The following is a 22,378-nucleotide window of genomic DNA, read 5'->3' as shown; positions in this document are numbered from 1 at the left end:
TGAGAGCGGATCGGCGTACTCCCCGGGAAGTAGCCGGGGCCGTCGCTGCTACCGGGGGCGCAGCGTCGAGTTCCTCCGCCCGTGCGACGTGCGGCGTGCCGTGCGGGGCGATGATCGAGCCATGGCATCGATCGTGAACACCGAGCAGGATGCGGCCTGGAACGGTTACGAGGGCAGGTACTGGGCCGACCACCAGGACCGCTGGGACGCGGTGAACGGCGGGTACAACGAGCGGCTGCTGGCCGCGGCCCGGATCGGCGAACGGGACCACGTGCTCGACGTCGGCTGCGGCAACGGCCAGACGACCCGGCTCGCGGCCCGCCTCGCCGTGCTCGGCTCGGCGACCGGCCTCGACCTGTCGGAGCCGATGCTGGAGCGGGCGCGGGCCACGGCCGCGGCCGAGGGCCTCGCCAACGTGACGTTCGAGCGCGGCGACGCGCAGGTCCACCCCTTCGCCCCTGACGCGTTCGACGTGGCGATCAGCCGGTTCGGCGTGATGTTCTTCGCCGACCCGGTGTCCGCGTTCGCCAACATCCGGCAGGCCCTGTGCCCGGGCGGGCGGCTGGCGTTCGTCTGCCTCGGCGACCCGCGCGAGACCGTGCTGTTCCGGCTGTACGCCTCCGCGCTGGGGGAGCTGCTGCCGCGAGGCTGGGCGGAGCCGGGGAAGCCGGGACCGGCGCTGTTCGGCGACCCGGCACGGACCCGCGAGGTGCTCACCGCGGCGGGCTTGGCGGACGTGCGATCGGAACCGGCGGACGAGGTCGCCCTGTACTACGGCGGCGACGCCGCCGATGCCGCGGGGTTCCTGGCACACCAAGGGCCCATCCGGCACTTCCTCCGGGACGCCGGTGAGTCCGTTGCGGACCGGGTCCGCGCGGAGATCGAGGAGGGCCTGCGGCCGTACGAGACCGCGGACGGGGTGTGGCTGACCGGCGCCGCCTGGGTGGTCACGGCGACCCGGTCCGGAGAACGCGAGGAGAGGAGCTGACCATGATGTTCATCGAGGTGTTCTGCCCCGGTGGCGCGCTCGACGAGCAGCGGCGCCGCGTGATCGGCGAGCGGTTGGTCACCGACGTGATGCAGGCCGGTGAGAGCGACGCGCCCGCCGAGGTGATCGAGGCCGGGCGGTCGCTCTGCCACGTCGTGTTTCCCGACCTGGCGGGCTGGTACGCGGGCGGCCGGGCGGTGGAGGCGGGCGAGGCCCCACGCTACGTGGTGCGGGCGCACGTGCCGGAGAGCTGGCGCACGGACATGAGCCCGTATCTGGTCAAGGCGTTCATCAAGGTGCTCGCCGACGTCGACGACGCCCCGCAGCGGCTCTACGACGAGCCGCTGGCGTGGATCCACGTCCTCGGCGTGCCGGAGGACGGAATGGGCGCGATGGGCGGGCCGCTGAGCTCGACCGACCTCGTCAAGCTGGTCACCAGGTCGCACCGGGAGGCGCCGCGCTCCGCCGAGGGTTTACCGCCCGGCACGGGGCTCGACCCGGTGTGCGGCATGACGGTGCCGTACGACCATGCCGCCACGACCGCGGAGCACGACGGCACGACGTACGCGTTCTGCAGCATGGGCTGCTATGAGGTGTTCGCCGAGGAACACTCGTGAGTGAATGACCTCGTGAGTGCGTACCCGAGTTAGAACTCGCGTGCGCACTCACGAGCGCAGTGGCGGGCGGCGGGCGGCGAGGTCGAGAACGAGCCTGGCGGTGCCCGCATCGGTGATGAGCGTGGAGACCATCCCCGAGCGCAGCACCGCGTCGACCGCCTCCGCCTTCGGCGGGCTGTAGCCGAGCGCGACGACCTCCGGCACGCGATGCAGTTCCGCGGCGCCGATCGCCAGCACGTGGTGTGCGAGCCCGGTGGAGAGGACGTTTCCGTCCGCGTCGAACAGCCGGGCCGCCACCTCGGCCTTCGCCCCGCGCTTGCTGATGGCGTCGCGCTCTGCCTGGCCGAGCGAGTCGTACACCGTCGACTCGCCTTCCTGCCAGGCGCCGATGCTGACGACCGCCTTGGTGAGATTGCGGAACTGCCCGAACGTCTCGGCGATGCCGGGCTGGCGCCGCAGGATCTCGGTGGTGCGCCGGTCGGGCAGCACCAGCGGCGCGAAGATCGGATAGGCGGCGCCGCCGGACACGCCGGCCAGCCTGCTCACCGTGTCCACCGACCGGTCGTGCATGTCGATCCCCGCCTGAACCCCGCACAGCTGCACGATCGGGCACCGGGGCAGCGACTCGATCTGCTCGGTCATCACGTTCACCGAACGCGCCCAGGACAGGCCGATCACGTCGTCCGCGGTCGCCGTCTCGGAGAGCAGCCGGGCCGCCAGCGCGCCGATCCGCCTGCGCATCTCGGTCCGACTTTCCTTCCCAGGCGCTCGTTCGAGCACCAGTGCCTGGCGCAACCCGTAGGCCGAGCCCACCTCGTCGCACAGCACCGGGTCGAGCTGCGCCGGCATGTCGAACTCCACCCGGACCAGGCCGCTCTCCCTGGCAGAATCCAGTATTCGGGCCACCTTGAACCGGCTGATCCCGAACTCCTCGGCGATCTCCAGCTTGGCCACGCCCTGGAGGTAGAACCGCCGCGCGATCGCCGCCGCCTGTACCGACTCGGTGAGTCCGAAGCGCTGAGACCGCTGAGAACGCTGCCGCGATGTGCTCATATGAGCACTATAACGCGAAATCTAGGGGAAAGGTTGACGCAACACCAGCATAAGTTCTTCAATGCTCGAACATGCGTCGAGGCGAATGACTTGCGAAGTGCTCATATGAGCGCGAGAGGTGGGATGGTATGCGCGCCGCGATCGTCGACCAACCGGGCTCCGTCCGGGTCGGTGACGTGCCGGATCCGAAGCCGGGCGACCGGCAGGTGGTGCTGAAGGTGGGCGCCTGTGGGATCTGCGGTACCGACCTGCACATCGCCGACGGGCACTTCCCGCCGACGCCCTACCCGATCGTGCCCGGGCACGAGTTCGCGGGCGAGGTCGTCGAGCTCGGCGCGGACGTGCCGGGCGGTCTGCGGGTCGGCGACCGCGTCGCCGTCGACCCCTCGCTTTTCTGCGGTTACTGCACGCCCTGCCGCTCCGGGCACGGCAACCTGTGCGCCAACTGGGGCGCGACCGGGGACACGGTCGACGGTGCCTTCGCCGAGTACGTGGCCGTCCCCGCGGCCAACTGCTACCGGATGCCCGGCGAGCTCAGCTGGCAGCAGGGCGCGCTCGTGGAGCCGGTCTCCTGCGCGGTGCACGGCGTGCGCCGGGTCGGTGTCGAGGCGGGCGAACGGTTCCTGGTCATGGGCGCGGGCACGATGGGCCTGATCATGCAGCAGCTGCTGCAGCGCGCGGGCGCGGCGGTCACGGTGGTTGACCGCAACACGGCCCGGCTCGCCAGGGCGAAGGAGCTCGGCGCGCACGCCGTGGCGGGCGACGCCGCGGAGCTCGACGACGAGCGGTTCGACGCCGCCGCCGACTGCACCGGCGCCGTGCCCGCGATCGAGGCCGCGTTCGACGCGCTGCGCCGCGGCGGGCGGCTGCTCGTCTTCGGCGTCGCACCGGAGGAGGCGCGGGTGGCCCTCTCCCCGTTCCGCATCTACAACGACGAGATCACCGTGGTCGGCTCGATGGCCGTGCTGAACAGCTTCGGTGCGGCACTCGACCTCGTCGCCGCGGGCGCCGTCGACACCGCCGCGCTGTTGACCGACACGCTGCCGCTGGAGCGGTATCCGGACGCGCTCGCGCTCATGCGCAGCGGCGCCGGTCTCAAGGTCCAGGTCGTCCCGGGAGGCACCGACGATGTTTAGAGTCCCTGGCCGCCGGCAGCGTCGCCGGTTGCCGCTGGTCCTGCTGGCGGCCGTGCTCGCGCTCACCGGGTGCGCCGGCGCCGGAGCCCTCGGCGCGGGCGACCGGACACTGGTCGTCGCGATCGTGGCCAACCCGCAGATGAACGACGCCATCGAACTCTCCGGCCGCTTCGAGCGGGAGCATCCCGGCGTCCGGCTCAAGTTCGTGTCGCTGCCGGAGAACCAGGCGCGCGCGAAGATCACCGCCTCGACCGCCACCGAGGGCGGCGAGTTCGACGTGGTGATGATCAGCAACTACGAGACGCCGCAGTGGGCCGCGAACGGGTGGCTGGAGAACCTCCAGCCCTATATCGACTCCAGCCCGGGCTACGACGGCGACGACTTCATCCCGAGCATCCGCGAGTCGCTGTCGCACGAGGGCTCGATGTATGCCGTGCCCTTCTACGGCGAGTCTTCCTTCCTGGCCTACCGCAAGGACCTGTTCGAGCAGGCCGGGCTGACGATGCCGGAGCGGCCGACGTGGCAGCAGGTCGCGGAGTTCGCGGCGAAGCTGGACGACGACGCCGCCGGCATGGCCGGGATCTGCCTGCGCGGCAAGCCCGGCTGGGGCGAGAGCCTCGCGCCGTTCACCACCGTGGTGAACACCTTCGGCGGCCGCTGGTTCGACCAGGACTGGAACGCCCGGCTCACGTCGCCGGAGTTCCGCGCCGCTGCCGAGTTCTACGTGAACCTGGTACGCGAGCACGGCGAGGTGGGTGCCTCCAGCGCCGGCTTCTCCGAGTGCGGCACGCGCTACGCGCAGGGCCAGGCCGCCATGTGGTACGACGCGACGGTCATGGCAGGCACCAACGAGGACCCTGCCAGCAGCAAGGTCGTCGGCAAGTCCGGCTACGCGCCCGCGCCGGTGCGCGATACGGCGAGCAGCGGCTGGCTCTACACCTGGTCGCTCGCGATGCCCGCGGTCACCGAGCACAAGCAGGCGGCGTGGGACTTCATGCGCTGGATGACCGACAAGAACTTCGTGCGGACGGTCGGTGAGGAGTTCGGCTGGAACCGCGTGCCGCCGGGCTGCCGCCAGTCGACCTACGAGATCCCCGAGTACCGCCAGGCGGCGGAGGCCTACGCCCAGCCGACCCTCGACGGCATCCGGGCGGCGAACCAGGAAAGCACGATGACGGAGCCGGTGCCCTACCCGGGCATCCAGTTCGTCGGCATCCCCGAGTTCCAGGACCTCGGCACCCGGGTGAGCCAGCAACTCTCCGCGGCGATCGCGGGGCAGATCTCGGTCGACGAGGCACTGCGGCAGTCGCAGGAGTACGCGGAGACCGTCGGCGAGGCCTACCGGGAGACCCGATGACGACCACAGTGCAGCCCGTTCCGGAGCGCCAGGCACCCGTACCGCCCCCGCCGCGGCGCCCGGCACCGAAGGGCGCAGGCTGGAAGCGCAGGGCGCCGCTGCTGCCCGCGCTGCTGTTCACGATCGCGGTGACGCAGGTTCCGTTCCTGCTCACGGTCTTCTACTCGTTCCAGTCCTGGAACCTGGTGCGGCCCGGTTCGCGGCACTTCGTCGGCCTGCAGAACTACGTCGACGTGTTCGCCGACGCCCAGTTCCGTGGCGCGATGCTCAACACGGTCGTGCTCACGGTGGTCTGCGTGCTGGTCGCCATGCTGCTCGGCCTCGGCCTCGCGCTGCTGCTGGACCGCAAGTTCCTCGGCCGCGGCGTGGTGCGCACCCTCATCATCACGCCGTTCCTGATCCTGCCCGCGGCCGGGGCGCTGCTCTGGAAGACGACGATGTTCGACCCGACCTACGGGCTGCTGAACTTCGTCCTCGGCGGCAGCACCGACTGGCTCTCGGAGTTCCCGCTGGCCTCGGTGATGACGCAGATCATCTGGCAGTGGACGCCGTTCATGACGCTGCTGATCCTGGCCGGGCTGCAGGGACAGTCCAAAGAGGTCCTCGAGGCCGCCCAGGTGGACGGGGCCGGCCGGTGGCGGACGTTCGGCTCCATCACGCTGCCGCAGCTGACCCGCTACCTGCAGCTGGCGGTGCTGCTCGGCGCGATCTACATCGTGAACTCGTTCGACGCGATCTACCTGATGACCCAGGGCGGTCCCGGCACCGCGAGCACCAACCTGCCCTACTACATCTACCAGCGTGCGTTCCAGGGCTTCGACATCGGACAGTCCTCGGCGATGGGCGTGATCGTCGTGCTGCTGACACTGATCGTCGCGACCTTCGCGCTGCGCCTGATCTTCCGGACCTTCGATGTGCGAGGTGGCGTCAAATGACCACGATCGGCACCAGCAGGCTCGGCCGCTCCGCGCTGACGGCGTTCACCTGGCTCATCGCGGTCCTGTTCATCTTCCCGCTGCTGTGGATGGTGCTGACGGCGTTCAAGCAGGAGGCCGACGCCTACACCGATCCGCCGCGGCTGTTCTTCGCGCCGACGTTCGAACAGTTCGCGGGCGTGCTGGAGCGGGGCTTCCTGCCCTACCTGGCGAACTCGGCGTTCGTCACGCTCGCCTCGACGCTCGCGGTGCTGCTGCTCGGCATCCCCGCGGCCTACGCGCTCTCGCTGGCGCCGGTGAAGGGCACCGGCAACGTGCTCGGCTTCTTCCTGTCCACCAAGATGCTGCCGATCGTCGCTGCGATCATCCCGCTGTACGTGATCTCGCAGAACATCGGCCTGCTGGACAACGTGTGGGCGCTGGTCATCCTCTACACCGGCATGAACATCCCGCTGGCGATCTGGATGATGCGCTCGTTCTTCCTCGAGGTGCCGAAGGAGATGATCGAGGCGGCCAGGGTGGACGGGGCGCCGCTGCCGACGCTGCTGTACCGCGTGGTGCTGCCGGTCGTCGCGCCCGGGATCGCGGCGACCGCGCTGATCTGCGTCATCTTCTCCTGGACGGAGTTCTTCTACGCGGTGAACCTGACGGCGGCCCGCGCCGGGACGGTTCCGGTATATCTGTCCGGTTTCATCACCAGTGAGGGCCTGTACTGGGCGCAGCTCTCCGCCGCCGCGCTGCTCGCGTCACTGCCGGTGATGATCGTCGGCTGGATCGCGCAGAACCATCTCGTCCGGGGCCTTTCGATGGGCGCCGTGAAGTGAGCCGACCCCGGTGACGCGGGGTGTCGGAGCCGCTACGATGACGGGCGTCCCCGGCGATGGTGAGGAGACTGATCCACCGATGTCCGCTGATAGCACGGAGCAGAACTCCGAGATCGTGGTGCTCGACAACGGCGTGCCCACGGCGGCGCGGGTCTACGACGTGATGCTCGACGGCAAGGACAACTACGCGATCGACCGCGAGGTGGCGAACGCGAGCCTCGCCGTCATGCCGGAGCTCAAGGAGATCGCGCTGCACAACCGCGCGATCCTGCACCGCGTGGTGCGCCACCTCGCCGCCGAGGAGGGCATCACCCAGTTCCTCGACCTGGGCTCCGGCCTGCCCACGGTGGAGAACACGCACGAGGTCGCCCAGGGCGTCAACCCGGACGCGCGGGTCGCCTACGTCGACGTCGACCCGATCGTGCTCGTGCACGGCCGCGCGCTGCTGGCCGACAACGTGAACACGCGGGTGATCACTGCCGACATCCGCAAGCCGGCCGAGGTGCTGGAGCATCCGGACGTCCGGGACTTCATCGACTTCGGCAAGCCGGTGTGCGTGATGCTGTGCGGCATCCTGCATCACCTGCTCGACGAGGAGGACCCGCAGGGCGTCGTCGACACGTTGCGCGAGGCGGTGCCGTCCGGATCGTACTTCTTCATCACGAACTTCACCCGATTGAGTGACGCGCCCGAGAGCGACGAGCTGGAGCGGGTCCTGCTCTCCCAGCTGGGCACCGGCCGGGTGCGCACACCGGCCGAACTGGCCAGGTTCTTCGACGGGCTGGAGCTGCTCAGCCCCGGCATCGTCCCGCTCCCGCTGTGGCGGCCGGACGAGATCGTCACCGACGCCACCACCGTCGCGGCCCGCTTCATGACCGGCGGCGTGGCGCGCAAGCCCTGAGGCTCGTGAGTGCGGAGGCCAACTCGTCTCCGCACTCACGAGGCGCGGTCACGTCTGCCTGCCGCTCAGGCGGTCGCGTATCTGGTCGATCAGCCCTGCGCCCGGGTCGAGGATCCGGTTGGCCGGCGGCTTGTCCGGTGCGCCCGGATGCGGGCGGGTCGGCGCCTTCTCCTTGGCCTTCAGGACCTTCTCGCCGAGATCACGCAGCTCCTCCTCGGACATGGAGTTCTGCAGCTTCGGCAGCAGGTCGTTCTCCTCGTCCTCGACGTGGTGCCGGATCGAGTCCATCAGCTGCCCGAGGAGCTGGTCGAACTTCGGGTCCTTCGGGTCGAGGTCCTCGAGCTGCTTCATCACCTGCTCGGCCTCGGAGTGCTCCTCGATCTCGTGGTCGGCGATCTCGTTGCCGTTCGCCAGGTTCTTGCGGGCCGCGGGGTACATGTACTGCTCCTCGGCGACACTGTGCCGCACGAGCTCGGCGATGACGTGATCGACGAGGTCCCTGCGGTGCTGCGGATCGCGGTTGGCGCCGCTCTCCAGCTCGGTGAACACCTGCTCCACCTCGCGGTGGTCGTTGACGATCACGCTGATCAGGTCCTGTTGCGGAGCCGTTGTCATGGGATCTCCTCGTGGTGGGTGCGTTCGGTGCGCACGCGGTGGTTACCCAGGCCCTCCGCGCCGAAACGGCGGCTCAGCCCGGCCTCGTACCGACGGTGACGGTCGTCTGCTGCCGCTGCCCGTTCCGGGAGTACTCGAGCTGCAGCTTGTCGTCCGGCTCGGCCTGGCGCAGCGCCGCCAGCACGTCCTCGACGCTGCCGACCTGCGAATCGCCGAGGCCGACGATCACGTCGCCCTGCTGCAGGCCCGCCTCGGCGGCCGGGCCGCCCTGCTCGACGCCGAGCACGAGGGCGCCCTGCTCGACCTGGACGTCGAACTGCTCGCGGATCGCGGGTGTCAGCCTGCCCAGCGAGACCCCGAGGTACGGGTGGGTGGCCGTGCCGTCCTGGAGCAGCTCGTCGGCGGTGTCGACAGCGGTCGCCGCAGGGATCGCGAAGCCGAGCGAGACGGCGCCCGTGCTCGGCGGGATGTACGCCTCGTTGATCCCGATCACGCGGCCCTGCGCGTCGAGCAGCGCGCCGCCGGAGTTGCCCGGTGAGATCGAGGCGTCGGTCTGGATGAGATCGACCAGCGACTGGGTGCGCGACGCCGAACCCGGGATCTCGCGGTGCAGCCCGGAAATGATGCCGGACGTCACCGAGTTCTGGAAGCCGAGCGGGCTGCCGATCGCGATCGCGCGGTCGCCCTGTCGCGGCAGCTGCTCGCGGTACTCGGGAACGGGCAGGTTGCCGCGCTCGGTCCGTACCACCGCGATGTCCGTCACCTGGTCGGCGGCGACGACCGTACCTCCGGACTCGGTGCCGTCCGCGTACACGATCCGGACCTGGTCCCTGCCCTGCACGACATGCTGGTTGGTGATCACGACGTCCGGCTTGTACACGACTCCGCTGCCGACCCCGTCACCGGCGCGGACGGTGACCACGCTCGGCTCCACCCGGTCCACCAGATCGGCGTAGCCGGTCCCGCCCGCCGACCCTCCCGGTGTCGGTGCCGGGCTCTGCGTGCCCGGCCCCTGCCCGTCCTGCCCGCCGTTCGTGCATCCGCTGACCAGCACCAGCGCGGCCGCCGCCACGGCCGCGATCCCTCGATTCGGCGACATGCGGCCCGGCTACCCGGAGCGCGGTCCCTCCAATCTCTCCTCTTCGTCCGGATCGCCGATCTGTTCCGTGCGCTCGGCGTCCTCGTTCACGCCACCGGGAAGGTTGTCGGGCGGCCGGATCCGCAGCAGCTTCGCGAACGGCACGTCTGTGGACGAGTGCAGCACGATCGACAGCGCGATCGTGATCGCGACGAGGTCGAACACCTGCTCACCCCCTGGAATGTCCGACTGCAGGGCGTGCAGGCCGTAGACCACGGACGCGAAGCCCTTCGGCCCGAACCAGGCCGCCGCGGCCCGCTCCCGCTTCGAAAGGCGGGAACGCAGCATGGACAGCAGGATCGCCGCGGGCCGGACGAGGAAGATGGCGAGCACGGCGACCGCCCACGCGCCCCAGCTCAGGTCGGTGATGCGGTCCGGTGTGATCAGTGCGCCGAAGACGAGTAGCGCGGCGAACTTGGTGACCTCCGACAGCAGGTCGCCGAACGGATGGAAGTGTTTGGCGGCCGTGCGGTCGACGGTGGCGATGGTCGAGCCCGCCACGAAGGCGGCGAGGTAGGGGTTGGCGTGGGTGAGGTGGCAGGCGGCGTAGAGCAGCACGGCGATCGCGAACGGACCGAGCGGCTGCAGCCGTGGCTCCGCGGTGAACACGCGCAGCCGCCACGCGAACGTGACGAGCAGCGGTACGGCGATCCCGAACACCAGGCCGAGCGCCAGCTCGAACGCGACCTGCCCCGGATGCGCGCTCTCGTGGGCGGCGGTCGCGATGAAGATCAGCACGAACGGCAGCGCGAGGCCGTCGTTGAGACCGGACTCCACGTTCAGCAACCGGCGCAGCCGCAGCGGAATGTCGTCGCGCCCGACGATGATCGAGGCGAACACGGGGTCGGTGGGGGCGAGGATCGCGCCGAGCAGCAACGCGGTCGGCCAGTCGAGCCCGGCGAGGAAATGCGCGGGCACGGCGACGCCCACCAGGATCAGCGGCATACCGAGGCCGAGCGCCCGGCCGGAGAGCCGCCAGCCCTCGCGCAGTGCCTGCACGCTCACCCGCTGCCCGTCGGTGAACAGCACGGTGAACAGGGCGATGTCGGCCAGCCGGCTGACCGTGCCGAGCGAGATGTCCACGAGCCCGGCGCCACCCTGGCCGAGCAGTGCCCCGGCGAGCAGGAACAGCAGGGCCGTCGACAGCACCGTCCGCGCCGCCAGACCGGACAGCGAGATGCTGATCAGCAGCACGATCCCGAACGCGAGGGCCAGCGCCATCGGGTCTCCTTTCCGCGGGAACACGGCCGTAATGCGGCGCCTGCCGATGATTCGGCGGCGCGCCGGCCGGGCATACCCCTGGTGTGCCGTCGCCGAACCGTAGTACCTCAGTACCTCGTGATGTTTAGGAGATCCGCCGTGCGTGCCGTCCTTTCCGGCGTGTTCGCCGTCGCGCTGTTCGTGCTGGCCGGCTGTGGCGAGTCACCGGACCCGTCACAGCCACCGCCGCCCGCAGGCCCGCCGGCCACGACGACCACCAAGGCCCCGACGCCGGAACCGGGCGAACAGGTGACCCTGGAAGGCGTGGTGCAGCGCGGCGTCGAGCCGAACTGCCTTGTGCTCATGGCGGAGGAGCGGCAGTACCTGCTTCTGGGGGCCGATGAGCAGGTGGAGCCCGGCGACGAGGTCGTCGTGCAGGGCCGGGCGGTACCGGACCAGCCGACGACCTGCATGCAGGGGATCCCGGTCGAGGTGACCGACACGCGACCGGCGTAACCGCGCCGGAAGGAGTGAGAACCATGGCGAAGGCTCGTTACCGGCATCGCGGACAGGTGCCGCCACCGATGGTCCCGGAGGAGCAGTACGGCCCGTGGAAGGGGATGCGCCCTCCGCACACCAACCCGTCGGCCGTGCCCGCGGACCGCTACCAACGCCCTGGCGAGAGGTCCGTGCCGTTCCGGGATGTCCTCGCCGGGTTTCCGAGCGCGTTCGTCTTCCTGGTCGGGGTGTGGCTGCTCGTCGACCTGTTCCTGCTCGACCACCCGGGCACAGCCGCCGGGTTCGACGCCATGTGGAACGACGTGGTGGTCGGTGCCGCGCTCGCGCTGCTGGGCGGTCTCCGCGCGGTGTCGCCGTTCTCGACGATGTGGGCAGGCTGGCTCACCATCGGTCTCGGCGGGTGGCTGATCGCGGCGCCGTTCGCGCTGGGTTTCCGCGCCGAGGCCGACTCGGCGGCGGCCACCACGAACGACATGATCGCCGGCGGGCTGGTCATCGTCCTCACGCTCGTCGGGATGGCGCTGACCGCGTGGTGGCGCCGCAAGCCCTCGTGACCGCACGGTCACGAACGGGGCTGCCACTGCTGTAGCTCGGCATCGATCTCGGCGCCGACCAGCACCGCGAGCGCCGAAAGGTACAGCCACAGCATCAGCACCACCAGGCCGGCGAGAGCGCCGTAGGTCGCGTCGTAGCGGGAGAAGTTCTCCACGTACAGGGTGAACGCGCCGGAACCGGCCAGCCACAGCGCGAGCGCCGCGAGGACGCCCCAGCTCACCCAGCGGCGCCGGGTCCGGTCGCGGTCCGGCCCGTAGCGGTACAGCACCGCGATCGCGCCGCCCACCAGCACGATCAGCCCGAGCCAGCGGGCCGAGCCGACGATCCACCGGGTGTCGCCGGGCACCCTGAGCACGTCGAGCACGGCCGGGAACACGGCGATCGCACCGAGCGCGACAGCGGCCACCGCTATCCCGCCGAGGGTCAGCACCAGCGCGAGCGCACGGACCCGCAGGAACCCGCGGCTCTCCGTCTCGTCGAAGGCGCGGGTGAGGCCGGTGATCAGTGCCGTCATCGCGGTGGACGTGCTGGTGAGCACCACGACCACGCTGGCGACGAGACCGAAGGTCAGCCCGCCCGAGCCGAGCGCGGTCACCGACTCGAGCTGGTCGCGCATCAGCTCGCCCGCCGGGCGAGGCACCGCCGCGAGCAGGGGCTCGAGCTGGTCGCGCACGTTCTGCGGGTCGGTGATCAGCGCATAGATACTGAGCAGCGCGATCAGACCTGGCACGAGCGCGAGCAGGGCGAAGAACGCGATCCCGCCCGCGGCGAGCGGTATCTGGTCGTTGCCGATCTCGCGCACGATCCGGCTTGCGGCCCGCGTCCATCGCCGGTTCCCCTTCGCCACCAGCACCCTCCTCCGCGCGTACGGACCGTCGCCACCGGGTAACCAGGACAGCGGGGGAGCAATCGAAAGGAGGCCGACATTGTCCGCTTCCGTGCAGGAGATCGAACGCGGCGCGGTCATGGCCGGGTTCGACGGCTCCGACAACGCGCGGCGCGCGGTGCACTGGGCGGCGGAGGAGGCGAAGGCACGGAACCGTCCGCTGCTGATCGTCCAGTCGTTCGAGTGGGGAATCCCGTTCCTCGCCCGTGGCGCGACGACCGCGTCCGAGTACGGCGTCGACCGGATCCGTGAGTACGCCGAGGCGGACCTGGAGGGCCTGGTGGCGGAGTGCCGCCGGACGTATCCGGACCTCACCGTCACGTCCCTGATGCCCGACGGGCCGCCGGAGGAGACCCTTCCCGACCTGGAGGCCAGGGCCGAACCGGAACTCGCGGTCTTCGGCGCCTCCGGCCGCGGCGCGGTGTACCGCGCGGTGCTCGGCTCGAGCATCGCCGAACTGGCCCGCACCCTGCGATGCCCGATGATCGTCGTCCGCGACGGCGAGGACAGCGAGGAGAGCGCCGGCCCCACCGGCGCGGCCGCTTCCTCCGGGCCGGTCGTCGTCGGCGTCGACGGCTCCGCCACCAGCGACCGGGCGGTCGAGTTCGCACTCGGCTTCGCCGCCCGCCGCGGTGTCCCGGTCCGCGCCGTGCACGCGTGGTCGGACTGGCCACTGGACATCCTGGCCAGCGCACCGCTCGGCCAGGTCGGCAACGAACGGGCAGGCGACATCACCGACGACCTGGCGAAGAACCACGTGGAGAGCAGGCGGGACCGCTACCCGGACGTACCGGTCGAGTGGGAGTCCGTGGCCGACCGGCCCGCCGACGCGCTGCTTCGCCTCGCCAAGGACGCCGGCCTGCTCGTGGTCGGCAGCCACGGCCGTGGCCCCGCCCGCAGGGTGCTGCTCGGCTCGGTCAGCCACGCCGTGCTCTACCACGCGCCGTGCCCGGTGGCCCTGCTGCGAGACCTGGACGAAGGCAGTGCGCACGGCAGCGAGGTCAGCAACGACGTCAGGAAGGACGAAGGAGGATCGCCATGAGCGCTCAGCACGAGACCGCGACCCGCGCGACACCACAGGAGGTCGTCGCGAGCTACCCGGACTACGAACAGGCCGAACGGGCCGTGGACTACCTCTCCGACCACGAGTTCCCGGTGCAGCGAACGGTCATCGTCGGCCGCGGACTGGACATGGTGGAGCAGATCACGGGCCGCTACACGTACTGGTCGGCCGCCGGCCGCGGGGCCGTGACCGGTGCGGTCGTGGGTGCACTGTTCGGCTGGATCTTCGGACTGTTCGGCTGGGTGTCGCCGGTGATCGGCTACCTGCTGCTGGCGCTCTACGGCGCGGTGTTCGGCGCCGTCGTCGGTGCCGTGCTGGGGGCGCTGCTCGGCCTGGCCGGGCACGCCACCACCGGCGGCAGGCGGGACTTCCGCTCGGTGCCCAGCTTCCGTGCCAAGTCCTACCAGGTGCTGGTGGACACCGAGGTCGCGGAGCGGGCGCGGCAGACGCTGGCCCGCGAAGGTGCGCCCGGCATCGGCGACGTCGAGTCACCCAGGTCCTGAGCCGCGCACGAAACACGGCCACAAAGGAAGCGCCCCGGAGGTTCCGGGGCGCTTTCCCTTTCGGGTGCGACGGTCACTGGCCGACCTTCACGCCGGGCTCGCCGAGGGAGTACTGGATGGTCTCCTTCGGCTTGGCTCCGGGCGTGTTCGGCTCGGGGCCCCGCTTGCCCATCGGCAGGACGACGCGCTTGAACGCGGCCTCCAGCACCATCGCGCTGGCCGCGTACCACGCGATCACGGCGGAGGCGACCAGCACGTTGCCGGCGATGGTCTCCACCAGCGGCAGACCTGCGATGAGCCCGATCGCGAGCAGCGTGGCGCCCGCGGCGAGCACCAGCAGCACCAGCGAGATCGCCAGGTTCTCCGCGGCCGCGGCGAACGCGCCGACCCAGGTGATGGCGGCCAGGCCGATGAACCAGAAGCCGAACGCGCTGGCGGCGATCGCACTGGTCGCCGTGCCCGGCACCACGCCTACCGCGACGAGCAGGTGGTAGATGCCGTAGGCGATCCAGAACGAACCCCAGGCACCGTGGATGCCGGTCGCCAGCGCGTCGCGGGCGCGGTAGGCCCACATGCCGGCGAGGAACTGCGCGATACCACCGATCGTGAACGCGAACGGCGCCAGCACCAGCGGCGTCGTGGTGTCGTTGCCGTACCAGCCGCCGAGATTCGCCGCGACCATGAAGGTGGCCACCGCGAAGCCGTACAGGCCCAGTATCGACGGCGCCGCCACCGGGCTCAGGTTGATGTGTGTGTGGTCCTTCCAGAAGGTGAACTCGGACTGATCCCTCTGCCCGTGACCGTTGGTCGCGGTTGCACTGCGGGTCATTTGCGTGAGCTCCTTGGTCTTGTCTTCTTCACCTTGCCCTGTCCGGGTACCCGTCGTTTCCGGACAAAACTCACGCGAACCAGGGGGGCCACTGCGTGCCGGGTCGCCCGGTGAACCTTCCGGACGGACACTGAAACCGTTCTGCCGGTGCGAGAGAGAAGGCGAGCGGTGATGTCAGCTCAAGAGTCCGGCCGGGAGCGATCCCCGGGCGTGTACGTACGCGAGTTGCGGTTGTCGTTGCGGAACAACTCCGGCGCCTACGGCTTCTCCGTGCTGATCACGTGCGCGCTGGCGATGCTCAACGCGCTGACCGGCACACCGAACGCGATGCAGATCCTGGTGTTCGCCCTCGGTGCGGTGGCGAGTTTCCTGATCGTCGAGCTGATCGCGACGCAAGGTTTCCGGCAGTCCCTCGGTGGGGACGAGCAGACGAAGGTGGTGGCACTGGGCAGCTCGTTCAGCGCCGTCTCGATCTCGGCCGGCATCGGCGCGGCCGCCCTGTGCGGCCTCGTCCTGCCGGTGACGCTCGGCTGGTTCGGCGGTTCGCTCTCCGCCTCGATGACGTACCTGCTGTTGAACGGGCTCGAGATGAAGATCGCCCGGCGGATCGAGGAGGCCCGCGACCTCGCGTGAGCGTGTAGGTGGCGCCGGACCGGGTTACTCCGGAGGCGATGAACGCCTCCGGGGGCGCCCGAACACGCCAGGTCCTCGCGCTGACGGTGGCGGTGGGCCTGTGCGTCCCCGCGCTCCTGCTGCGCCTGCTGCTCGGCCACGTCAGCGCACCGATCGGCACGCTCTGCTACGGCGTGGCGTTCATCGGCGCCGCGCTGCTGCTGGTGTGGGGCACCGAGCTGGCGCAGCTGGAGCTGCCGACCGGGCTCGCGCTCTCCGCGCTGGCGGTCATCGCGATCCTGCCGGAGTACGCGATCGACCTGCTGTTCGCCTACCAGGCCGGGCAGAACCCGGGCACGTCGTCGCTGGCACTGGCCAACATGACCGGCGCCAACCGGCTGCTCATCGGCATCGGCTGGTCCGTGGTCGTGTTCGTCGGAGCGGTCAGCTACCACCGGGCGCGGCGTGCCGGAGGCGGCGAGAACGGCGGCGGCGACAACGGAGCAGGCGAGCGACACCGCTACGCCATGAACCTTCGGCGCCTCGCGACCCTCGACATCGTGGTACTGGGTGCCGCGTCGCTCTACATGCTGCACATGCCGATGCGCTCGACGCTCACCCTCTTCGACTCCGCCGTGCTGCTGTGCCTGTTCGGCTTCTACGTGTTCCGGCTCGCCAGGGCACCCCAGGAGGAACCGGAGTTCATCGGACCTCCCGCGCTCATCAACCGTCTGTCCACATCGTGGCGGCGAACGGTCGTGGTGGTCATGATGGGCTCGGCAGCGCTGGTCATCGTGTTCATGGCGCATCCGCTCAGTGAGTCGATCGTGCAGACCGGTCAGCTGCTGGGGCTGGACAAGTTCCTGATGGTGCAGTGGGTCGCACCACTGGCGACCGAGTCGGCCGAACTGGTGCCTGCGTGCCTGTTCGCGTGGCGGCAGCTGCCGGACAAGGGACTCGGCACGCTGCTCTCGTCGAAGATCAACCAGTGGACGCTGCTCGTCAGCATGGTGCCCGCGGCGTTCGCCCTCGCCGCGGGCAGCCTCTCGGGTCTGCCGATGAGCCCGACGCAGCAGCACGCGATCCTGCTCACGGCAGCGCAGTCGCTGTTCGCGATGAGCCTGCTCATCGACCTCCGGATGTCGGTACGCCAGGCCGCCCTCATCCTCGCACTGTTCCTCAGTGACGTCGTCGGCAGTGTCGTGCTCGGCGACGACGCCCGGTCGGTGATGCGCACCACACTCTCGGTGGTGTACTTGACGCTCGCCGCGGTGCGGCTGGTCCGGCTCCGGGACCGCATTCCCCAGGTGCTCCGCGACGGCGTGCGGACACACCCGAGGGACATGCTCGGTGAACCTGAGCAGGTGCGCTGACGCGTGAGTCACGACGGGACAACGGTGTTGGTTTCGTCCGTTTTGACCGCTGGTGCCGGGGTAGCACGCAGAGCATGCGGTACGGAGACAGGGACCCGGACCGGGAGGATGGCGCACTCACCGTCATCCGGATAGCCGGCAGGGTACTGCGCACAGTGGACGCCGGTGCGATCGCGGCCTCAGCACGGCCGCGTCATCAGTGCGCACCTCCGGGCGAGAACGGTCGGCCGTCACCGGCGTCGCTGGCTGGGCACCGCGGGTGAACGCCGAGCTGACACCGGTCCGCGCACCGACCGACTCGATGGAAGGAGATCACCGATGTTCGAGCACCGGAGGCCGAATCACCTGCTTGGCCGTGTCGCCGCGGTGGCGGTGCTGCTGCTTTCCCCTTTCGCCGTGGCCGCCTGCGGTGGTGACGACGGAACGGCCGGTCCGGAGACCGGCGCGGACGTCGAGGACATCACCGAGGACGACTACTTCGCCGACGATCAGTACGTCGGTGAGGAGGTGACGGTCAGCGCGAACGTGACCGAGGTGATCGATCCACAGAGCTTCGTGCTGGCGGGTGAGGACTACGGCGACGACTCGCTGCTCGTGCTGTCCGGAAAGGACGCCAGGAAAGTCCAGGAGGGTGACGTGGTCAAGGTGACTGGAACGGTGCGGGAGTTCGACTACGAGAACTACCGTGCCGACTACGCGCTCGGTGCGGCTGATCTCTACACGCCGTACGACACCGAGGAGTTCCTCGTCGCCGACAGCGTCACGCGGAACACGGCGTCGACGACGGCGACCCGTTGACCGGGTAGGTGGCCGCGCGGAACTGGCCAAGCGGTTCACCGCACGGACCTTCGGTGCGTCGCCCGGCGAGGGGACCGAGTCGGGATGGTTTCCGTGCCGCGCACGCGGGTAGTGCCTGGCCATGAGTACTGCGGTGGAGACGGGAACGATCGAGACCAAGGTGCCGTCGCGGATGGATCGGCTCCCCTGGTCACGGTTTCACTGGCGGGTGCTGATCGGGCTGGGCACGGTCTGGATCCTGGACGGGCTCGAGGTCACCATCGTCGGCTCGGTGGCCGCGCGGCTCACCGAGCAGGGCAGTGGTATCAACCTCACGCCGGGCCAGATCGGTATCGCCGCCGCCTTCTACGTCACCGGCGCCTGTCTCGGCGCACTCTTCTTCGGCCAGCTCACCGACCGGTTCGGCCGCAAGAAGCTGTTCATCATCACGCTCGCCGTCTACGTCGCCGCGACGGTGGCCACCGCCTTCGCGTTCACCCCGTGGTACTTCTTCCTCGCCCGGTTCTTCACCGGCGCTGGGATCGGCGGCGAGTACGCCGCGATCAACTCGGCCATCGACGAGCTGATGCCCGCCCGCGTGCGCGGCCGCGTCGACCTCGTCATCAACGGCACCTACTGGCTGGGTGCCGCGATCGGCTCCGCGCTGGCGATCCTGTTCCTCAACACGGCGATCTTCCCGCTCGACATCGGCTGGCGGCTGGCCTTCGGCATGGGCGCGCTACTCGGTTTCGTCATCCTGCTGGTGCGCAGGCACGTGCCGGAGAGCCCTCGCTGGCTGTTCATCCACGGCAGGCAGGAGGAGGCCGAGCGGATCGTCGGCGGCATCGAGGACAGCGTCCGGGAGGAGACCGGTGAGTCGCTCGGCGAGCCGCGCGACTCGATCACCGTGCGGCAGCGCAGGACGATCCCGTTCCGCACCATCGCCCGCACCGCGTTCAAGGTGTATCCCAAGCGCGCCGTGCTGGGGCTGGCGCTGTTCGTCGGCCAGGCGTTCATCTACAACGGCATCACCTTCAACCTCGGTACCCTCTTCAGCAACTACTACGACGTCGCGTCCGGTTTCGTGCCCGTGTTCGTGATCGCCTACGCGATCGGCAACTTCCTCGGCCCGGTGACGCTGGGCCGGCTGTTCGACACCGTCGGCCGCAAGCCGATGATCACCCTGTCCTACCTCGGCTCCGCGCTGCTGACGGTGCCCCTGCTCTGGGTGTTCCTGACCAGCTTCGGCGGTCAGTGGACGTTCCTCGGCTTCGTCGTGGCGACCTTCTTCCTCGCCTCCGCCGGGGCCAGCGCCGCGTACCTGACCGTGAGCGAGATCTTCCCGATGGAGACCAGGGCGCTCGCGATCGCGTTCTTCTACGCCGCCGGCACCGGTCTCGGCGGCATCATCGGCCCGCTGTTGTTCGGGCAGCTCATCGGCACCGGCGACCGCGGGCTGGTGGCCATCGGGTTCGCCGTCAGTGCCTCCGTGATGGCGCTCGGCGGGGTGGCCGAGATCGTGTTCGGCGTGCGGGCCGAGAAGAACTCCCTCGAGGACATCGCGAAACCGCTCACCGCCGAGGAGGCCGAGGAAGGTGCTCCGGAAGGCGAAGGTGGTCCGGAAGAGACGTCCGAACCGGACGGCGGAACCGATCCGGAGGCCGAGCGCAGGCGGCGGGTCGAGGCCGAACGCCGGGCGGAGATCGCCGAGCGGGCCGCCGCCCGGCGCCGCGCCGACGCGGAGCGGTCCCGCCGCGCGCTGGCGCGCGTCACCAGCCGCGCGGAGCGCGAACGCGAGGGCGCGCGGCGGTGGCGGCCGGGCCCCGGCTCACTGCCCCGTACCTGGGGGATCGGTATGGAACCGGCAGACGTGGTCGCCGCCGAGGAGGCCCTGGAACTCGAGATCGAGATGATCGACCACGCGCTGCGGGAGCACGGCCCCACGCGACGCGAGACCCTGGCCGAGATGGTCGGCGCCCGTTACTGGGGTCCTGGCCGTTTCGGCGCCGCGCTGCGGGCGGCGGTCCAGGACGGCAGGGCACGACGGCTTTCCCGCCGCACGTACGGGCCCGCCGGTGACGAGCGGCGCACGGGGAGGTAGCCCGTGGCAGGCTGGCAGGTGCTCGCGGACGCCGCGACCCCGGGTGACCTCATGGCGGCCCGGATGCAGATGGGGCTGTCGTTGGGCTGGCACATCATCATCGCCTGCTTCGGTGTCGGCATGCCGGCCATCACCGTGTTCGCCGAGTGGCGCGCGATCCGCACCGGCGACGAGGTCTACGAGTTGCTCGCGCACCGCTGGGCCAAGGCGATGGGCGTCCTGTTCGCCGTCGGTGCCGTGTCCGGGACCATCCTGAGCTTCGAGATGGGCGTGCTGTGGCCCGGGATGATGGAGACCTACGGCCAGGTGATCGGCCTGCCGTTCACCCTGGAGGGTTTCGCGTTCTTCATCGAGGCGATCTTCCTCGGGATCTACCTCTACGCCTGGGACCGGCTGCCGCCCCGCGTGCACCTGCTCACGGGGCTCCCGGTGTGTGTCGCGGGTGTCGCCTCGGCGTTCTTCGTGGTCTGCGCGAACGCGTGGATGAACCAGCCGCGCGGATTCGACCTGGAGAACGGGACCCTGACCGGCGTCGACCCGTGGGCGGCCATGTTCAACCCGGCCACACCGCCGCAGACGACGCACATGATCCTCGCGGCGTTCATGGTGGCCGGTTTCGGCATGGCGAGCGTCTACGCGGTGGCCATCCTGCGCGGCAGGCGGGACCGCTACCACCGGCTCGGCTTCGCCGTGCCGTTCACCGTCGCCGCGGTCCTCACCCCGGTGCAGATCGGTGTCGGCGACTGGGCGGCGAAGTTCCTGGCCACGAACCAGCCCGCGAAGCTCGCCGCCATCGAGGGCCTCTACGAGACGACGGCGGGAGCCTCCCTGCACCTCGGCGGCATCTACCGCGACGGCGAACTGCACTACGCGCTGGAGATCCCCAACGCGCTGTCGCTGCTGGCGCACTGGGATCCCGGCGCCACGATCACCGGCCTGGCCGAGGTGCCCGCCGCCGACCGCCCGCCGGTCAACGTCGTGCACTGGTCGTTCCAGCTGATGGTCGCGATGGGCGTCGCCCTGCTCGTGCTCGGTCTCTGGTGCCTGCTCGTGCGGTGGCGGCGCAAGCGGCTGCCGGAGTCCCGCTGGTTCTACCGGTTCGCGGCGTTGTCCGGCCTGGCCGCCGTGCTGGCACTGGAGGCAGGCTGGGTGACCACCGAGGTCGGCAGGCAGCCGTGGATCGTATGGGGCGTCCTGCGGGTGGAGGACGCGGTGACCCCCGTGCCGGGGCTCGGCACCGGGCTGGCCGTGGTGTCCGGCGTCTACGTGCTGCTCACCGCCGCCACCCTCTACGTCCTGCGCAGGCTCGCCGGCACGCCGCTGCCGCTCGCGCCGCAGGAACCCGGACCGGAGCCCCCGACCCCTGAGCGAGGTGAACCATGACCACCGCCGACTGGCTGCTCAGCCTGATGTGGCTCGCGCTCACCGCCTACGTGCTGCTCGGCGGTGCCGACTTCGGCGGCGGCTTCTGGGACCTCGTGGCTGGCGGCTCCGCGCGCGGGCGCCACCAGCGGGAGCTGATCGAGGAGTCGATCGGCCCGGTGTGGGAGGCGAACCACGTGTGGCTGATCTTCGTCATCGTGCTGTGCTGGACCGGCTTCCCCGCCGTCTTCGCCGCCGTGTCGTCCACGATGTACATCCCGCTGACGCTCGCCGCACTCGGCATCATCGCCCGCGGCGCGTCGTTCGCCTTCCGCAAGGCCAGCACCGGCCTCGCCCGGCGCAGGCTCTTCGGCGCCGCGTTCGCGGGCTCGTCGGTGCTCACGCCGTTCTTCCTCGGCACGGTGGCGGGTGGCGTCGCCTCGGGCCGCGTGCCGATCGGCATCGCCGAGGGGGACATCGTCACGAGCTGGTGGAACCCGACGTCCGCGCTCGCGGGTGTGCTGGCCGTGGCGGTCGCGGCCTACCTCGCCGCGGTGTACCTGTGCGCGGACGCGCGGCGGGCAGGCTCGGCCGTGCTGCTCGGCGCGTTCCGCAGGCGCGCGATCGGCAGCGGCTTCGCGGCGGGCGCGATCGCCCTCGGCGGCGTCCTGGTACTCCGGCGCGACGCGCCGTTTCTGTTCAGCGGCCTGACCACGGTCGCGCTGCCGGTGGTGGTGCTGTCCGCCGCGGCCGGCCTGACCTCACTGGCGCTCCTGGTGCGCGGCCACTACCTCGTGGCGCGGGTGTCCGCCGCGCTCGCCGTGGCGGCGCTGCTCTGGGCGTGGGCGGTGGCCCAGTACCCGATGCTGCTGCTGCCGGACACGGCGATCGACGACGCCTCGGCGCGGCCGGAGGTGCTCCAGGTGACGCTGCTCGTCTCGGCGGTCGGGGCGGTCTTGCTGGTCCCGTCGCTGCTGTGGATGTTCTGGCTCTTCCAGCGTCCCGCGCCGCGCAAGGCGGAGCCGGGCTAGGTG

23 protein-coding genes are annotated in these 22,378 nt (G+C 70.4%); 17 read left to right on the top strand and 6 right to left on the bottom strand.

Annotation, left to right across the window (positions count from 1 at the left end; genetic code table 11):
• Positions 1 to 121: 121 nt before the first annotated feature.
• Both JAP66_RS06070 and JAP66_RS06065 read left to right on the top strand, forming a co-directional pair.
• Positions 122 to 988, top strand: a complete 867-nt coding sequence (locus JAP66_RS06070; RefSeq protein WP_199430549.1) for a class I SAM-dependent methyltransferase — start codon at positions 122 to 124, stop codon at positions 986 to 988.
• A 2-nt stretch (positions 989 to 990) separates the two neighbouring features.
• A complete protein-coding gene (locus JAP66_RS06065) occupies positions 991 to 1,605 on the top strand; it encodes a YHS domain-containing protein (RefSeq protein ID WP_199430548.1) in 615 nt (204 codons plus the stop codon).
• Positions 1,606 to 1,653: 48 nt separating this feature from the next.
• Here JAP66_RS06065 and JAP66_RS06060 read toward each other — a convergent pair whose 3' ends face one another.
• Complete coding sequence (locus JAP66_RS06060) at positions 1,654 to 2,658, bottom strand: sugar-binding transcriptional regulator (RefSeq protein WP_199430547.1); 1,005 nt, start codon at positions 2,656 to 2,658, stop codon at positions 1,654 to 1,656.
• Positions 2,659 to 2,786: 128 nt separating this feature from the next.
• Between JAP66_RS06060 and JAP66_RS06055 the strand changes: the two genes are divergently transcribed.
• The 5 genes from JAP66_RS06055 (at position 2,787) to JAP66_RS06035 (ending at position 7,811) form a co-directional block, all read left to right on the top strand.
• Positions 2,787 to 3,794 carry a zinc-dependent alcohol dehydrogenase family protein gene (locus JAP66_RS06055; protein WP_199430546.1) on the top strand — a complete coding sequence of 336 codons (1,008 nt, stop codon included), beginning with the start codon at positions 2,787 to 2,789 and terminating at the stop codon, positions 3,792 to 3,794.
• Complete coding sequence (locus JAP66_RS06050) at positions 3,787 to 5,151, top strand: ABC transporter substrate-binding protein (protein ID WP_199430545.1); 1,365 nt, start codon at positions 3,787 to 3,789, stop codon at positions 5,149 to 5,151. The genes JAP66_RS06055 and JAP66_RS06050 overlap by 8 nt, the downstream gene beginning before the upstream one ends.
• Entirely contained in the window at positions 5,148 to 6,086 is a 939-nt protein-coding gene (locus JAP66_RS06045) for a carbohydrate ABC transporter permease (protein WP_235998765.1), read from the top strand. The genes JAP66_RS06050 and JAP66_RS06045 overlap by 4 nt, the downstream gene beginning before the upstream one ends.
• A complete protein-coding gene (locus JAP66_RS06040) occupies positions 6,083 to 6,910 on the top strand; it encodes a carbohydrate ABC transporter permease (protein WP_199430544.1) in 828 nt (275 codons plus the stop codon). The genes JAP66_RS06045 and JAP66_RS06040 overlap by 4 nt, the downstream gene beginning before the upstream one ends.
• 79 nt (positions 6,911 to 6,989) lie before the next feature.
• A complete protein-coding gene (locus JAP66_RS06035) occupies positions 6,990 to 7,811 on the top strand; it encodes an SAM-dependent methyltransferase (RefSeq protein ID WP_199430543.1) in 822 nt (273 codons plus the stop codon).
• Positions 7,812 to 7,859: 48 nt separating this feature from the next.
• Here the strand turns inward: JAP66_RS06035 and JAP66_RS06030 are convergent, their stop codons facing one another.
• The 3 genes from JAP66_RS06030 to JAP66_RS06020 form a co-directional block, all read right to left on the bottom strand.
• Positions 7,860 to 8,426 carry a hemerythrin domain-containing protein gene (locus tag JAP66_RS06030; protein ID WP_199430542.1) on the bottom strand — a complete coding sequence of 189 codons (567 nt, stop codon included), beginning with the start codon at positions 8,424 to 8,426 and terminating at the stop codon, positions 7,860 to 7,862.
• Positions 8,427 to 8,499: 73 nt separating this feature from the next.
• Positions 8,500 to 9,525 (bottom strand): S1C family serine protease, encoded by a 1,026-nt coding sequence (locus JAP66_RS06025; RefSeq protein WP_199430541.1) that lies wholly within the window; start codon positions 9,523 to 9,525, stop codon positions 8,500 to 8,502.
• Positions 9,526 to 9,534: 9 nt separating this feature from the next.
• Positions 9,535 to 10,785 (bottom strand): cation:proton antiporter, encoded by a 1,251-nt coding sequence (locus JAP66_RS06020; RefSeq protein WP_199430540.1) that lies wholly within the window; start codon positions 10,783 to 10,785, stop codon positions 9,535 to 9,537.
• A gap of 138 nt (positions 10,786 to 10,923) precedes the next feature.
• Between JAP66_RS06020 and JAP66_RS06015 the strand changes: the two genes are divergently transcribed.
• Together JAP66_RS06015 and JAP66_RS06010 are read left to right on the top strand one after the other, a co-directional pair.
• Positions 10,924 to 11,280: a hypothetical protein gene (locus JAP66_RS06015; protein WP_307849451.1), complete on the top strand. Its 357-nt coding sequence runs from the start codon at positions 10,924 to 10,926 to the stop codon at positions 11,278 to 11,280.
• A gap of 23 nt (positions 11,281 to 11,303) precedes the next feature.
• Complete coding sequence (locus tag JAP66_RS06010) at positions 11,304 to 11,837, top strand: SPW repeat protein (RefSeq protein WP_199430538.1); 534 nt, start codon at positions 11,304 to 11,306, stop codon at positions 11,835 to 11,837.
• 8 nt (positions 11,838 to 11,845) lie between these two features.
• Here the strand turns inward: JAP66_RS06010 and JAP66_RS06005 are convergent, their stop codons facing one another.
• Positions 11,846 to 12,685, bottom strand: coding sequence for a YihY/virulence factor BrkB family protein (locus JAP66_RS06005; protein ID WP_199430537.1), 840 nt, complete (start codon positions 12,683 to 12,685; stop codon positions 11,846 to 11,848).
• A gap of 79 nt (positions 12,686 to 12,764) precedes the next feature.
• Here JAP66_RS06005 and JAP66_RS06000 point away from each other — a divergent pair, with 79 nt between their 5' ends.
• Together JAP66_RS06000 and JAP66_RS05995 are read left to right on the top strand one after the other, a co-directional pair.
• Positions 12,765 to 13,766 carry a universal stress protein gene (locus JAP66_RS06000; RefSeq protein WP_235998763.1) on the top strand — a complete coding sequence of 334 codons (1,002 nt, stop codon included), beginning with the start codon at positions 12,765 to 12,767 and terminating at the stop codon, positions 13,764 to 13,766.
• Positions 13,763 to 14,290, top strand: coding sequence for a YflT domain-containing protein (locus JAP66_RS05995; protein WP_199430536.1), 528 nt, complete (start codon positions 13,763 to 13,765; stop codon positions 14,288 to 14,290). Before JAP66_RS06000 ends, JAP66_RS05995 begins: the two co-directional genes overlap by 4 nt.
• A 73-nt stretch (positions 14,291 to 14,363) precedes the next feature.
• Here the strand turns inward: JAP66_RS05995 and JAP66_RS05990 are convergent, their stop codons facing one another.
• Complete coding sequence (locus JAP66_RS05990) at positions 14,364 to 15,119, bottom strand: acetate uptake transporter (protein WP_199430535.1); 756 nt, start codon at positions 15,117 to 15,119, stop codon at positions 14,364 to 14,366.
• Positions 15,120 to 15,290: 171 nt separating this feature from the next.
• Between JAP66_RS05990 and JAP66_RS05985 the strand changes: the two genes are divergently transcribed.
• The 6 genes from JAP66_RS05985 to JAP66_RS05960 all read left to right on the top strand — a co-directional run bounded on the left by JAP66_RS05985 (position 15,291) and on the right by JAP66_RS05960 (position 22,375).
• A complete protein-coding gene (locus JAP66_RS05985) occupies positions 15,291 to 15,752 on the top strand; it encodes a hypothetical protein (RefSeq protein WP_199430534.1) in 462 nt (153 codons plus the stop codon).
• A gap of 38 nt (positions 15,753 to 15,790) precedes the next feature.
• Complete coding sequence (locus JAP66_RS05980; protein ID WP_199430533.1) at positions 15,791 to 17,104, top strand: calcium:cation antiporter family protein; 1,314 nt, start codon at positions 15,791 to 15,793, stop codon at positions 17,102 to 17,104.
• A 318-nt stretch (positions 17,105 to 17,422) separates the two neighbouring features.
• Positions 17,423 to 17,902 (top strand): hypothetical protein, encoded by a 480-nt coding sequence (locus JAP66_RS05975; RefSeq protein ID WP_199430532.1) that lies wholly within the window; start codon positions 17,423 to 17,425, stop codon positions 17,900 to 17,902.
• 121 nt (positions 17,903 to 18,023) lie between these two features.
• Complete coding sequence (locus JAP66_RS05970; protein ID WP_199430531.1) at positions 18,024 to 19,982, top strand: MFS transporter; 1,959 nt, start codon at positions 18,024 to 18,026, stop codon at positions 19,980 to 19,982.
• A gap of 3 nt (positions 19,983 to 19,985) precedes the next feature.
• Positions 19,986 to 21,365 (top strand): cytochrome ubiquinol oxidase subunit I, encoded by a 1,380-nt coding sequence (locus JAP66_RS05965; protein WP_307849450.1) that lies wholly within the window; start codon positions 19,986 to 19,988, stop codon positions 21,363 to 21,365.
• The gene (locus JAP66_RS05960) at positions 21,362 to 22,375 is read left to right on the top strand and encodes a cytochrome d ubiquinol oxidase subunit II (protein WP_199430530.1); all 1,014 of its coding nucleotides are present in this window, start codon (positions 21,362 to 21,364) and stop codon (positions 22,373 to 22,375) included. The genes JAP66_RS05965 and JAP66_RS05960 overlap by 4 nt, the downstream gene beginning before the upstream one ends.
• Positions 22,376 to 22,378 lie beyond the last annotated feature (3 nt).

Origin of the sequence: Qaidamihabitans albus, assembly GCF_016464705.1 — a bacterium.
GTDB lineage: Bacteria > Actinomycetota > Actinomycetes > Mycobacteriales > Pseudonocardiaceae > Qaidamihabitans > Qaidamihabitans albus.
This window is presented reverse-complemented; position numbering and strand designations above follow the sequence as displayed.